Source organism: Bacillus sp. FSL R5-0431 (assembly GCF_038002985.1).
In the GTDB taxonomy this organism is placed as follows: domain Bacteria; phylum Bacillota; class Bacilli; order Bacillales; family Bacillaceae; genus Bacillus.
This window is the reverse complement of record NZ_JBBOOG010000001.1, coordinates 587,608-601,404: the sequence shown is the minus strand read 5'-3', so window position 1 is coordinate 601,404 and position 13,797 is coordinate 587,608. Positions and strand designations below refer to the sequence as shown.

Genomic DNA, 13,797 nt, shown 5'->3' with positions numbered 1-13,797 from the left:
GTGTTTATCCAAATCGAACAGGAACAAGTGATGGAATCAAATACTCTCCGACAATGCTCCAGAGTAGTGCAATGATGACAAGCTCCACCAATAAAAAGATCCAGCCCGCATACATCAAATCACCGCGCACCGCTTCATGCTCCGATTGAATCGAGCGAAAGAGTACGACCGCAATCAACTGGAGACCAAAAAACATCATCACAGATAAAATGACCGTCACATATGGAATATTCATCATGGCAAATACAAGCCAAAGGATGGATAAAACCAAAACCGGCACAAGGGCGGCACCAAACTTCATGATCACTTCTTTCAGTGATATGTTTCCTTTTAGCATGTACTTTCCGAGTAACCAGACGGTAAGCATCATCAATGTCAACAGGATGAGTGTAAAGACCGCTATCCTCAAAAAGGCGTCACCAAAAGAGTAATGAATGCCAAAGCCTAATAAACGGGTCTTTGACGCCTTTAATTGAACATAGTTGCCTAAAGCAAAAAACACGCTGCATAACACAATCGAAATCCAGGCGTACTTCATCCGTAATGTTTCCGCTTGATTGATTGCTCGACTCGGTGATTTTAACATCGCAAGTCCATATGAGCCATAGCGCTTAAACGCGCCTCCTACACCTTGCAGCATACGCTGAATGGCAGAACGCTCATCAGCCGCTGCTGCTTTTGCTTTCGAGGTTCTTCCACGTTTTGCGGCACTTCTGCTGAGGCGGGATTGCCTCGTTTCTTGATCTATTGATGGCTCTTCATTTTTTAAGTCTGATGTACTTTGCTCTTGATCTTTTTCTAACATTCATATCAACTCCTATCCAGCACAATCCAAACAGGCTCATACGAATGTCCTGTTCGGATGACTCCTCTTAAAGTAGCGGAGTCTCTCTGTTCAGTCAAGATGCCTTGACGTTCATACGAATAGACGGATAAAGGGCAGCAGAGGTTTTAAAATGGTAAGAAAATTAGACAAAACAAAAAAACAGCAGCTTCCATGAGCTACTGCTTCAGCGTGTAGACAAACCCTCGCATTCTTTGTCAGTCCTGCGCGCTGATGCTCACGAATGTCAAATTCGCTCCGCGTCAGTGCTCGTCCTTTCTAGACTGCAAAGGTTTTCTATCACACTGAAAAAAGAAGACAAAGGGTTAAAATAAAGATCATTTTAACCCTTTGTCAACAATTAATGATTTAAGAAAGCAAAGTAGAGAATAAAGATCACAAACAATCCGTACATAATCGGATGTACTTCTTTGGCTTTCCCTTTAAAGATCATCGTAATCGGGTAGAAAATAAAGCCAACCGCAATCCCTGTTGCAATACTGTATGTGAGTGGCATCATAATCATCGTTAAGAAGGCTGGTACTGCAATTTCAAAACGATCCCAGGCAATCTTCGCAAGCGGAGCCACCATCAGTGCACCGACAATGATTAAAGCAGGTGCTGTCACATTCGATGTAACGATGGATAATAGCGGCGAGAAGAACATCGCAAGCAAGAAGAAAATACCCGTTACGACAGCTGCAAATCCAGATCGCGCACCAGCAGCTACACCAGAGCTGGATTCAACATAAGACGTTGTCGTCGATGTTCCAAGGACAGAACCTACAACGATTGAAGATGAATCCGCCAGAAGTGCTCTTCCTGCACGCGGCAGCTCATTATTTTTCATTAAACCAGCTTGGGTTGCAACAGCCACAAGCGTTCCTGCTGTATCAAAGAACCCAACGAATAAGAACGTTAAAATCACGACAAGCATTTGAATCGAGAAGATTTCTGGCAAATGAATCAAGGCTTGTCCAAAGGTTGGAGATAAGCTTGGAATACTTCCCACAATTTGCGTCGGTACTGGGACAAGACCAACAATCATTCCTGCAATAGCTGTCACAAGCATCCCGATGAAGACACCTGCATTCACTCGAAGAACCATTAAAATGACGGTCACAACGATACCAAACACCGTTAATAAGACAGGACCACTGTGAATGTTTCCAATCGAAACGAGCGTATTATCATTATTGGCGATAATGCCAGAGCCTTGCAGACCGACAAACGTAATGAACAAGCCAATACCCGCACCAACCGCCAGCTTCAGCTCAGCCGGAATGGCATTGATGATTTTTTCACGGAAACCTGTTAAAGAAAGGGCAACAAAGATCAATCCTGAAACAAACACACCAGAAAGTGCTGCTTCCCATGTGATGCCCATGCCAAGAACAACCGAGAAGGCGAAGAAGGCATTCAAACCCATACCTGGTGCAATTGCAATCGGATACCTGGCAATCAACCCCATCAGAATACACCCTGCGGCAGAGGCTAACGCCGTCGCTGTAAAGACAGCGCCCTGATCAATTCGTAATTTATCTGGAAAATCCGGTACAGACACTAAAGCAAGTGTGATCGGATTGACAAACAAAATGTAAGCCATCGACAAAAATGTGGTTAAACCACCGATGATTTCTCTGCGGTAATTCGTTCCTAACTCATCAAACTGAAAAAACTGTTTCAAAGCCAACTGACTCCCTTCATGTCCTTTTGCTTTAGTCTGTCCCATTCACAAGTCAAATAAAAAACGCCCCAACAGTTTTGGGACGCTTGACTACAAGTGTGAATTCAGACCGTGACATAAAACAAGAACAATGCATGATTTATATCAAACGAGTGTGAATTGACGTAGTCAAGCCATTTACGGTAGCTTGGTAGAAACTTGCGGGCCATATCCCCGCGATTATACGACTTCTATCTATTTGATTTCTGTGTCTATTGTACCAACTTCATTTTTAAAACACAATACGAAAAGCGAACAATTTTCAAAGAAATGTCCGCTTCATTCGTCTTATTACACGAATTTGGAAAATCACATCTAGTTCTTTATACACCCTTCTCTAAATCCTTCTCTTTTACAAAAACCGTTTCGGCCACATGGAAAAACTCTTTCACTGCCGGAGAAGCTTGGGAGAGAGAAGGACAGGCGAGCGAAACCTCGCGGTGATGAGAGACATTCAACTGTCGAATGTGCACAAGCTGCTGCGTTTTTAAAAACAGCTCAGGACCTATTGTGACACCAAGCCCTTCCCCAACCATACGAGCAATGGTCGTACAATCGTGTACTTCAAATAAAGTAGCTGGCTTCAATTGAGCCTCAGCAAAAATATCCTCTACATGTGATTGATACATGCCAGTCGGCATAATAAACGGTTCATCCGCCAAATCTGTGATATCTACAATGGACTGCCGGTGAAATCGATGATTTGGATGATAGGCGACCACCATCTCATCTTTGATCAGCGGCAGCAAGTCGAAGGCTTCATCTGCATGGCCTTTCACAACAAAACCAACATCAATGATGCCAGAGTCCAGCCACTCTAATATTTCTTCATACGTTCCCTCATAAAATTTAAATTCGATTTTCGGATGCTTTTTCTGATAGCTCACAAGCAGCTTAGGCAATAAACAAGCAGATGCACTGGCAAATGTTCCGATACGAATCAAGCCCGTTTCGATATTTTTCGTTAACGCAATTTCCTGCTGAATCTTCTCCACCCTATTTAACACTTCTCTAATATGCGGGAGAAGGGTTTGACCGATGTCTGTCAGCATAATGCCCTTTTTTCGGTCGCGAATGAATAAAGACACATCCCACTCCGTTTCTAAACTTGCCACCGCATGACTGACCGCGGACTGCGTCATATTTAATGCTTCAGCTGCTGCGGTAAAACTGCCAAGCTCGACCACTTTTGCAATAATATCAAAGCGAACAAAGCTCATGAGTATTCACTCATCTCCTTCATGAAAAACATCAATTTTACTTATGTTAGCACGGAATTTAAACTAAATACAACGTATCAAAATGAAGGAAGGGTTCAAAAATGAAAAACACATCTCATCAGCTATTGATTATTCTTTTAGCTGTCGGTTCATTTGTCACAGGCACTTCAGAATTCGTCGTGTCTGGCATTCTAGATATAATTGCAGTTGATTTACACATCTCCATTCCTGCTGCCGGGCAGCTTATCACCGTTTACTCTCTATTTTATGCAGTAGGCGCTCTCTTTTTAGTCATGGCAACATCGAAATTGAACCGAAAAAAGGTTCTGTTATCGGCTATTTTTGTGTTTATTTTAGGCAATGTGGTCGCCTTTTTTAGCCATCACTTTGTGCTGCTCCTGCTATCCCGAATTATCATGGCGATGAGTGGCGGCTTATATATTGTCGTCGCCACGAATTATGCAGCGCAGATCGCCCCTCCAGAAAAAAAGGGAAGCGCGATGGCAACGGTCATTACTGGTTTTACCATTTCACTCGTACTTGGTGTCCCTATTGGCACATTTTTATCAGGTCATGTGGATTGGCACTATATTTTTCTCATCATTGCACTAGGTACTGCTTGTCTTTTATTACTGCTTTATCAATTACTGCCACCCATGGAGGGACATTCACATCTGCCATTGAAGCAACAATTACATCTCCTTCAAGATAGCAGGGTGATCAGCGGCTTAGCCACGACCGTCTTTTGGATCTTAGGCTACACAATGGTATTCGCTTATATCTCGCCTTTATTACGACAGACCGCTGGCTTTTCTCTTGAAATGACAAGTATTTCCTTACTTATATTAGGAATTGCTGCTTTTATAGGCTCACGCTTTGGCGGCTTCGCCGTTGATCAATGGGGGCCAAACCGAACCATCTCGATCAGCATCATGATCCAGATGCTCGCTCTCTTTGCCTTATTTTTTACGCAATTCTCTACAATTAGTGTCTTGATCACACTAGCCATATGGGGCATCGCTACATGGACGACAACTCCAGCGAAGCAGTTTTACCTCATCTCTCTAAAACCCCAAGCATCAGAAACCGTGCTGAGTTTTAATACAGCGATTATGAATATCGGCATGATGCTCGGATCGTCAATTGGCGGTGTGATGATTCAATATACAAACATCACGAATTTAAGCTGGATTGGCGGGTTAGCTAGCTTTGTTGCGTTAATGTTGATTCGGTATTCGTTCAATCGTAATCGACTGATGCGTCAACAGACAAAAAGCGAACATGTATAACCATGTTCGCTCAAGCTTGTAGACTTTGTCTACAAGCTTGAGCATTTATACTATTAATTCCGTTTACTACGAAGCTCAATGAGTGCTAATGTATTGTCATTGAAAAAGAACTCCAGAATGATGCCATTTGATTGATCTTGATATTGTATACCTTTGCTATAACCTTCAACAAACCAGAGTTTCTTGAATTGATCTCCATATGTTTGTACCACAGATGAATAATCATCTCCAATAGTGACTCCTTTAGATGTTTGGAGTGTTTTTTGTTTTGACTGAATGAAAATAGATGTAACTCGATGATATTGATCGACTGATACTACAAAATCTTGGTTTTCTTTTTCCATATAGACCATCTGTTTAGGATGAGAGAATTGAGGATTCTCCACAAAAGTATGATCTCCCTCAAATGTTTGACCGATCTTAAAATGACCTAGCGATTCATCTGTTAAAGATACAGAATGAAAATTAAAAAACATTGTCATCCAAACAAATAGTGCGGTTCCTCCTAAAACAGAACCTACAATCACTAGCACTTTAGATTGAATGATTCCCTTTTTAAATAAATAGATCACTAAAGATACAGTAATCATCACGATAACAATTATGATTAGAAAAATGCCCATTTCACTTATCCTCTTTCTCTTTTATATCATTCGGTTGTAAATGATTACCACGATTATAATTTCATATTATACCAAAGCATTCCAAAAATTCGACCAGTACAGGTATAATTTAAATAAAACAAAGAATAGGAGATAAATATGAGTAGACATAAGCTGATATTTCCACAATCATTTCCAACGATCCATACCGAAAGACTGATCTTAAAACAAGCAACGATCGAAGATGCTGAGGATATGCACATCTATTTATCCAATGAAACCGTGTGCCGCTACATGGGAATCGATGCTCATAAATCCATCGAAGACACAAAAGGAGAAATCAAGTGGTATGACGATATCTTCAAAGAACAAACAGGCATCCGGTGGGGCATTTCTCTAAAAGATGATCCTGCTATCATCGGCAGCTGTGGATTTCTTAATTTGGAAAAACAACACTGCCGCACGGAAATTGGCTATGAATTGCATCAGGGTCATTGGAGAAAAGGCATCATGAGCGAAGCGATTGCTGCGGTGTTGCGATATGGATTTCAGGAGATGAACCTGAACCGGATTGAAGCCATCATTGATCCAGCAAATACGTCCTCTGTTCAATTATTGGAGAAGATTGACTTTGTACGAGAGGGTTTATTGAGAGAGTATGATCTTGGTCAGAATGGGTTTGATGATGTGTTTATGTATTCGATTTTGAAAAAGGATTACGAATAAAACAAATGAAAACGGATATTCATTTCATTCAAAAGCCGCAATCAGAATATGTTTCTTTTCACATTTATGAGCTTAATTCGACGATTGAAAAGCTTGTCCAGCAAGTGGAGCAATCAGCCCCTTATTTCTTAGCACAAGAACCCACGAAAGAAAGAATGAAAAAGGTCTATTATCACGAAATTTTATATATAGAAAGCGTTGATAAAAAATCGTTTTTGTATACATCAGACGGGGTGTTTCTCTTAAAGGAAAAGTTATTTGAACTTGAAGAACTGCTTGAAGCGCACGATTATGTCAGGATTTCAAAATCGATGATTCTATAATATAGATTCTATTGCCGCTATATCTCCTAAAACAAGCGGTTGTTTTGGAAGCAAAGCTTACAAATGAGGAAAAGGTGATGATTTCACGTTTTTATATTCAATCATTAAAAGAGAAACTTGGGTTACGGAGGAATTGAACAGGATGAAACGCTATATCACAAATCTTTTGATCACATTTTGTATGATCTTTACTGCCCTCGTATTGATTTACTGTTTCACGTTTGGAACGATGCCCATCTATATTTTACAAGCAATCATGTTCAGTTCCTTTTTTTCAAGCGCCCTGACCTTCTTGCTATATCCAAAACAAACGTACAGTCATAAACGGATTCTTTTTCAACAAATTCTATATATCGTCCTTGTGATGTGTATGATTATGACCACCATCATCATCGTCAGCGCTGAAATCAGTCTCCTTTCGTTCATCGTGAATTTCCTTGTGGTCATGGCATTATTCTTTTTGATGAAGTACCTATTGTATAAAAAAGATCAAGCAACTGCTGAGGAAATCAACGAACTTTTACAGCAGCGAAAGAAACGCACAACATCTTAATGTGCATCTTAGGGCTAAATATTGACATGTTAGGAAGGTTTAATTGTGACTTCTGCTTGATTCCACTACTCTGACGTTAGAGGAGGAATCAAAACATGAAACCAATCACAATCATCCGAAAATCAGTACTTCTACTGCTGTTTTCTTTAATCATTCCAACAAGCGCAGGTGTCTATATATCCATCAAAGAAGTAACCGATCCAACGAACATCTATCTCATCAATGGCTGTGCCATGCTGGCTGGGAGTCTTTTTCTTCTATTATTTATTCAAAAGAGCCGTTTTCACTTGAAAGAAATAGGGTTTCGAAAAGGGACTCTCGGGATGTGGGTCATTCCCATCCTTATCATCGAGACCATCCCGTTTATCGCTGGATTAAACAAGGACTTATCACTATCTTCTTTCATGTCGCTTTGTTTCTTCATGGTGTGTGTCGGTATTTTTGAAGAAGGTATTTTTCGCGGCATTCTGTTCCAATATTTAAAACGAATCAATCTAAGCACTGCCATATGGGGCTCCGCCGTACTATTCAGTCTTGGTCATGCTGCTAATCTTTTAAGTGGAAAAAGCCTCACCTTAACAGTGGCACAAATTTTATTCGCCTTTTTATTTGGATTCGTTGCAGCTGAAATTGTGGCACTCACTAACAGCCTGCAATGGGTCGTCCTATGGCACGCGGTGCATAATATCGTGGATCAAATGACAAATGGGCAAACGCCCATGGCGATGCAAATGCTTTTGCTTTCAATTCAATGTGTTATCTTGCTTGTTCTTGCGGTGGTGTTGTGGAGAAGATTAAGAATGAAAAAAGTGTTCAATAGATAATGAAAAGAGGAGGAAAGAAATGAAGGAGAACACATGGATAGAAGGCTGGTTTGAAAAGTGTGAAGAACTTGAAGTCAAGCCTTGGGATTGGGATTTTAAACAAAGTTATATCAAAGAACCGGTACCAATAGATAAATCATCAATTGAGTTAATATTAGATTATAAAAGTCGTAAACTCAAAGAAATTGGAATCTGTAATGTCACCAAAAAAGCCGGTCGCAAAGCTGACTGTGATAAAGAACCTTTTTATATTTATCAATTACTTTGGAGTACTGAATATGAGCCAAAGCCTAAATCACAGTTTTCTTTAGATCGTCACAATTTGCTCCGTGGAGAAACAATGAATTCGTTCATTACGACTTTCAATCATTCTAAAAAAATAACTTGGGATAATCATCTCAAACATGAGTTTGAAAAATTCGCTACTTCCACCCACTGCATTGGGAATTTCACCGTATTACCACATTGGATGAATTCGGGCCGTTATGTATTTTCTCAAGATTATTGGGATGTGACGATGTATTCACTTTTTGAATTCTTTCAACCATTAGGATGTTGGAAACAGTTCGTCGAACGATATTTCCTTCAACCTTATGTGAATAATGATGAAGAATGGACAGTGAGTGAATTTTGGGAAGGACATTTTGTTAGCATAGGAAATTACAATCAATTAAAACCTCAAAATGAACAAGAATTAAGTGAGTATCTACATAAAGTCAATCTCAGGATTGAAGAACGAGGCAAATGGATCATCAAAAAAGTCTGTGAAGAATTGAAGTTACAAAATTTCAAATTTTATGATGAACTGAAAGATATGCAAATTCGATTTTCCAATGAGATGAAATAAATATAAATGAGCGAGCTCAGTGCTTCGCTTTTTTATTTTAAAATAAAATTCCTAAAAATAGGAAGTTAGATCATAATAAAAAGCTTATACCCTAGACGCATGTAATCCTCTTTCAGAATGCTGTTATTTCTAAATCAACAACTCCTTTACCACATAAAACGCCTTCTCTAAGCAACCCTTCTTTGATAAAATTTACATCCTCATTTACCGGCATAACCTTCGCTTGAATTCTATCAATATCAACTTTTTCAAAGAAAATTTTACTAATGTAAAGAGAGCTTATGTTGCAATCCCCTTATCCCAACGACCTTCCGCAAGAAATAACCAATCGTCACCTCATTCACTTTTTGATTGAAGTACTTTGTTTCGATAATGCCAACTAACGTATGAGGCTTGTTTTTTTGAAAGATATTTAAAAAAGATAAGATATGCTAGGTTTTATTGCTAATCGTTTTATCTATTGCTTTAATGTGCAGTTCCTCTCATTATTTTGAAACTTAAAACACCCCTTTTCGATAAAAAAGGGGTAGTGTTTTTTATATTTGAATAATGGGTTGATACATATTAATTCCTACTTCATTTTCAATTTCTGAATATACATCTAACTCGTCATATGGATCCTCGACTGAAATAATCGCTGCAAAACTTTGAGCATAACCTTCTGGCACACCCCATTTTTTTGACATACGAAGCTCCAAACTCCACATTCCAGAATCAATATTTCTTGATAATGCCTTTTCCATTCTGGTTACTGGATAAAATCTCTCCTTAAAAGAAACTTCATTCATGTCATTCAAAGACAACTTAATTTCATCTTCTTTATTTAGTTTATAGATATTTGAATAAAGATGTATTTTAGAATAATCCAACCCCTTACCTCTATCTGTAAGTGGATCCCAGACTACGGTTACACGCAGGTTAACTTTTTTATTACCAGAGCGTTGAATAGTTTCATCTGTTAAAATGGTCGGAATCCAAAAAGGAATTTTATAATAAGTTTGACCTTCTATCACTCCTTCGTGTACATATGTTGCTTTACTATTTAAAGATTCTAAACATTTTCCTAAATCAGGCTCACCAAAACCCAAATGGTCCTCTAAAGGTCTAGAAAATTCACTACTTGTAGGATGATTTGCAAAATGAATTAGTAGCCCTTTTATTAAGTTAGGGGTAGCATCCGGGATTTTTTCAAATAACTCTGCTGCATAAGACGAAACTATAGGTGCGGAAAAACTTGTTCCAAGAGATCGTTGAAATCCTCCAGAGTAAGAACAAAAGCCCAATGTACCAAAACTAGGATTATCAGAATTATGTAACCCTAAATTACCACCATCTACAACTAAATCGGGTTTCCTTGAGCCATTAAATCCTGGTCCCCTCCGAGAAAATGGAGCTGGGTGGTTCTCTCCTCCAAGCATACCATCTTCGAAATTTTTTATTAATGATCCCACACTTAATGATAGATATGACTCCGCTGGAGAGTTTATTCGTTGAGAATCTTGAATAAAATGATCTGGATAGTTTTCGCTATTTAGCTTCTCATACACATTCTCAATGTTTCCTGCAGAAATTACAAATAAAACTTCATAGACTTTACTAATATGGTCTATTTCTGCGGCAAGACGTGTTACTTTGAATTCATCTAATGTTGAATACCCACTTTGACTTATTAAATTAATAGAAAGATTATACACTTTAACTTCGTCTTTATGAGCCTGAACTACTTTTCGGATTGCCCTAATTAGATCAATCTCAGATAAATTTAATTCTTCTCCGTTTCCATCTTTTCCGTATATATTAAAATCAAGAACTCTACAAAAGGGTGTTAGGGTTCCTCTTGAGATTTGTTCATCTAATTTATCTCTAAATATAACTCTTCCAGCAACAAATGTCCCATGAAACCTGTCGTAACTATATGCTGGTGTATAGTCTATCTGTTCTATAATATAAGGAGATAAAAACGAATTAGAACTATCCACTCCGCTATCGATAACACAGACAACAGCATTTCCATCATAAGTCTCTACTGTAATCTCCTCAACAACTTGAGAAGATTCTTTGAGAGTGGTAATTGATACTTTTGTTTGTACATCGACTGACTTTATTGAACTAAAAGATCTAACAAGATCTTCAATGTGCTCGCTACTCATTGTTCCTTCTACTAAAACACTACCGGAAGAAAATAAGAATTGGTCGGTTATAAAACCTCCTCTATTTTCAATAAATTTTTCAACAGCTTCTTTAAATCCTTTTTCAGCAACATCTTTTGGCAACGAAGTAAATGATTCTATTGAAACTTCCAAATTTTCCTTTTCTCCATAATCAATTTTAGACTTAACCGTTTGAGATATTTTATTTAATGGATTTATTTCCCCAATATCATCAATAAATGAATAATAGGACTTACCTTTGTTATTCGGAGTGTTAATATAATTCTCGACTTTTCTTTGTAGAGTATTCAAACTGCTGTTAGAGATTACACCGTAACCATAAGAATCATTGATAACATCCAAAACCTCTATATCTGACTTTTCCATCAAGTTTCCGAAACGATCATATAGTTTTTCGCCGGGAGCAAGGTTAACTTCAAAGAATTTTCTATCCTTTACGGGGTCAATATCGTAGCTCTGTTGGGATATTTTTAATAAATCTTCTAATAGTTCCTGTCCATGTGCACGGTAGTCGCTACGTTGATATGTGCTTCCACCACCATTGAAGTTAGTTTTTGTTTTACTTACACTATTCTCTGAAATCCGCAAATGCGGTTTTTCCATCTAGGATTCCTCCTTCATCTTCATAAAAAGAGTTGATTTAGGTATATCTAGTAATTCGCTAAGATATGAAAAAGAATATTTCCGTTCATTTTCATTTCTCAATTTTTTTGCTATACCTATTTTTTGCTCTAATGTAATGTCTTTATCCTGATTACTTATGTTTCTAACAATATCTTCGACAATAACAGTGTAAAGTTTAACGTTTTTTTCATTAATAATCCAATTCCTAGAAGAATTTTCAATTGATTGAACAAGCAAAGATGGAGTAAATCCTTTCGTCAATATTGTAATAAAATCAATTTGATTAGCGTGAAGGTTTAGACTTATATCAGTTAGTGTATTGGCTATTATTTGATTTCTTTGATTATAATCAGGTAGTTTAAATTCTATATTATTTTCAAACCTTCTCCATAAAGCCTTATCTAGTAAATGAGGATGATTAGTGCAAGCAACCAAAAATGAGTTCTCAGGAAAGTCATCCAAATTTTGAAGCAAAGAAATCACAATTCTTTTAAGTTCTCCTAACTCATTATTATCATCTCGACTTTTTCCTATAGCATCTATTTCATCTAATAAGATTAAACATGAGTTATTCCTTGCATACTCAAAAACTTTACTTAAATTATCACTTGTTTTTCCCAAGTATGAAGACATCAATGAATCAAAGCTGACATAGGCAATTTTTAAACCAAGTGATTTCGCTAATGCTTTTGCTGTTAGGGTTTTTCCTGTACCAGGTACTCCATGAAACAAAATTTTATTCTGAGGTTTAAGATTAAATTTTAGTAAGTCATCTCTTTTTTTCCACTGGTGAACAACAGATATTAATTGTTGATCTACATCAGTATTTGAAGATAATTTCTTCAAATCAATTTCAGGTTCTAAAATTTTTATAAAATTCTCTTCATTGCTCTGATTTGAACTTAGATAATTACTTTTTTGATTGAACGGTGTAATATCAAAAGAACTTTTCTTTACAGAATGAGATGTTTCAGGAAGATTCACATCCAATAGCAACTTATTGAGTTTTTTTGCGAATTGATAATTTTTATTTTCTTCTTGATACTCAATGATTAATTTGCATTCTTCTAAAAAATCTTCTTTTCTTTCTTCAATAAAAAATTTAACAAGATTAATAACATGATTGTTTAAAGACATTTTAAAATCCACTTCCTTCTTTGAACAATAATTTCCCCTTTGAATTCAATACTTTAAACCACCTATCGTCTATAATAACCGATTCAAAGGGAAATATGAACGTTAATTTAAGAATATCATGTTGAAAATAAACTTATACTACTTTACATTGAAAAAGTGCTTGTCTTCCACTTTCTTCAAACTGTTTTTTCTTAGACTTTCAGTTAAAATTTATAGGAACTTTATTATAAAAGCTCTCTTGAATAAATCAGTGCAAATTATTAACTTGCACTGATCTCTTATACTCTTATTAGCTAGGCTCAAAACTCCTTCAAGTTCATCTTTATGGTAAGGCTCTGAAAACTTCGCTTAACAACCAGCACATTGCATATTGATAGGAACATTTAACATTATCCCACCTGCTACCCTATAGTAATACCAATTGTACACAGTGGTACTTACTCCGCTTATCTGAAATCAAAGGATGAAAAAGCTCGTGGTTTCGCGACATTGATGCAGCAAATTAAGTCTGAGTATTACAGAGGGGGACGTCTTCAATTTTCTGCTTTTGTTAAAAGCGAAGATGTGAAAGGTTCAGCTGGTTTATGGATGAGGATTGACCATTCTTCAGGTGAAGTTCTTGCGTTTGACAACATGATGAACCGTCCAATTACAGGAACAAACGGATGGAATCATTTTAGTGTAGTACTAGATGTTCCAGTAAAAAGTGAAGTCATTGCGTTTGGCATTTTACTACAAGGTCCAGGTCAAATTTGGATGGACGAACTTAGTTTTAAAATTGTAGATGAAAGTGTGCCAGTGACAGAACAAAATACTGTGGATGATTTAGAGGATGAACCAGTGAATTTAAATTTTGAAGGCTAGCAGACTGAAGTGAAGAGGAGATTGATTGCCATGAAAAAAATTGGTGCGATTTTATTGTTCGCTGTGAA

General features: G+C 37.4%; 13 protein-coding genes and 1 riboswitch. Of the genes, 7 read left to right on the top strand and 6 right to left on the bottom strand.

The annotated features are described in order from the left end of the window. Positions 1-4: 4 nt before the first annotated feature. The 3 genes from MKZ03_RS03035 to MKZ03_RS03025 all read right to left on the bottom strand — a co-directional run bounded on the left by MKZ03_RS03035 (position 5) and on the right by MKZ03_RS03025 (position 3,769). Positions 5-805 carry a hypothetical protein gene (locus MKZ03_RS03035; protein ID WP_275718550.1) on the bottom strand — a complete coding sequence of 267 codons (801 nt, stop codon included), beginning with the start codon at positions 803-805 and terminating at the stop codon, positions 5-7. A gap of 379 nt (positions 806-1,184) precedes the next feature. Further along, positions 1,185-2,510, bottom strand: coding sequence for an NCS2 family permease (locus tag MKZ03_RS03030; protein ID WP_034664933.1), 1,326 nt, complete (start codon positions 2,508-2,510; stop codon positions 1,185-1,187). Between the two features lie 145 nt (positions 2,511-2,655). Further along, positions 2,656-2,757: riboswitch (purine riboswitch) on the bottom strand. A 115-nt stretch (positions 2,758-2,872) separates the two neighbouring features. Then, positions 2,873-3,769 carry a LysR family transcriptional regulator gene (locus tag MKZ03_RS03025; RefSeq protein WP_340971855.1) on the bottom strand — a complete coding sequence of 299 codons (897 nt, stop codon included), beginning with the start codon at positions 3,767-3,769 and terminating at the stop codon, positions 2,873-2,875. A gap of 101 nt (positions 3,770-3,870) precedes the next feature. Here MKZ03_RS03025 and MKZ03_RS03020 point away from each other — a divergent pair, with 101 nt between their 5' ends. Beyond that, entirely contained in the window at positions 3,871-5,058 is a 1,188-nt protein-coding gene (locus MKZ03_RS03020) for an MFS transporter (RefSeq protein WP_341030880.1), read from the top strand. 53 nt (positions 5,059-5,111) lie between these two features. On the opposite strand, the gene MKZ03_RS03015 is transcribed toward MKZ03_RS03020, so the two are convergent. Continuing rightward, positions 5,112-5,681, bottom strand: a complete 570-nt coding sequence (locus MKZ03_RS03015; protein WP_341030878.1) for a hypothetical protein — start codon at positions 5,679-5,681, stop codon at positions 5,112-5,114. 138 nt (positions 5,682-5,819) lie between these two features. Between MKZ03_RS03015 and MKZ03_RS03010 the strand changes: the two genes are divergently transcribed. The 5 genes from MKZ03_RS03010 (at position 5,820) to MKZ03_RS02990 (ending at position 8,933) form a co-directional block, all read left to right on the top strand. After that, complete coding sequence (locus MKZ03_RS03010) at positions 5,820-6,386, top strand: GNAT family N-acetyltransferase (RefSeq protein ID WP_341030877.1); 567 nt, start codon at positions 5,820-5,822, stop codon at positions 6,384-6,386. Positions 6,387-6,391: 5 nt separating this feature from the next. After that, the gene (locus MKZ03_RS03005; protein ID WP_341030875.1) at positions 6,392-6,709 is read left to right on the top strand and encodes a LytTR family transcriptional regulator DNA-binding domain-containing protein; all 318 of its coding nucleotides are present in this window, start codon (positions 6,392-6,394) and stop codon (positions 6,707-6,709) included. A 142-nt stretch (positions 6,710-6,851) separates the two neighbouring features. Beyond that, positions 6,852-7,262 carry a hypothetical protein gene (locus tag MKZ03_RS03000; protein WP_111912118.1) on the top strand — a complete coding sequence of 137 codons (411 nt, stop codon included), beginning with the start codon at positions 6,852-6,854 and terminating at the stop codon, positions 7,260-7,262. A gap of 95 nt (positions 7,263-7,357) precedes the next feature. Continuing rightward, the gene (locus MKZ03_RS02995; RefSeq protein WP_341030873.1) at positions 7,358-8,086 is read left to right on the top strand and encodes a CPBP family intramembrane glutamic endopeptidase; all 729 of its coding nucleotides are present in this window, start codon (positions 7,358-7,360) and stop codon (positions 8,084-8,086) included. A gap of 19 nt (positions 8,087-8,105) precedes the next feature. Then, positions 8,106-8,933, top strand: coding sequence for a hypothetical protein (locus tag MKZ03_RS02990; protein ID WP_341030872.1), 828 nt, complete (start codon positions 8,106-8,108; stop codon positions 8,931-8,933). Between the two features lie 536 nt (positions 8,934-9,469). On the opposite strand, the gene MKZ03_RS02980 is transcribed toward MKZ03_RS02990, so the two are convergent. Further along, positions 9,470-11,707, bottom strand: coding sequence for a S8 family peptidase (locus tag MKZ03_RS02980; protein ID WP_341030871.1), 2,238 nt, complete (start codon positions 11,705-11,707; stop codon positions 9,470-9,472). Next, entirely contained in the window at positions 11,708-12,865 is a 1,158-nt protein-coding gene (locus tag MKZ03_RS02975; protein WP_341030870.1) for an AAA family ATPase, read from the bottom strand. It lies immediately after the preceding gene. Between the two features lie 492 nt (positions 12,866-13,357). On the opposite strand from MKZ03_RS02975, the gene MKZ03_RS02970 reads away from it, so the two are divergent. Further along, entirely contained in the window at positions 13,358-13,729 is a 372-nt protein-coding gene (locus MKZ03_RS02970; RefSeq protein WP_341030869.1) for a hypothetical protein, read from the top strand. The last annotated feature ends 68 nt before the right edge of the window (positions 13,730-13,797 follow it).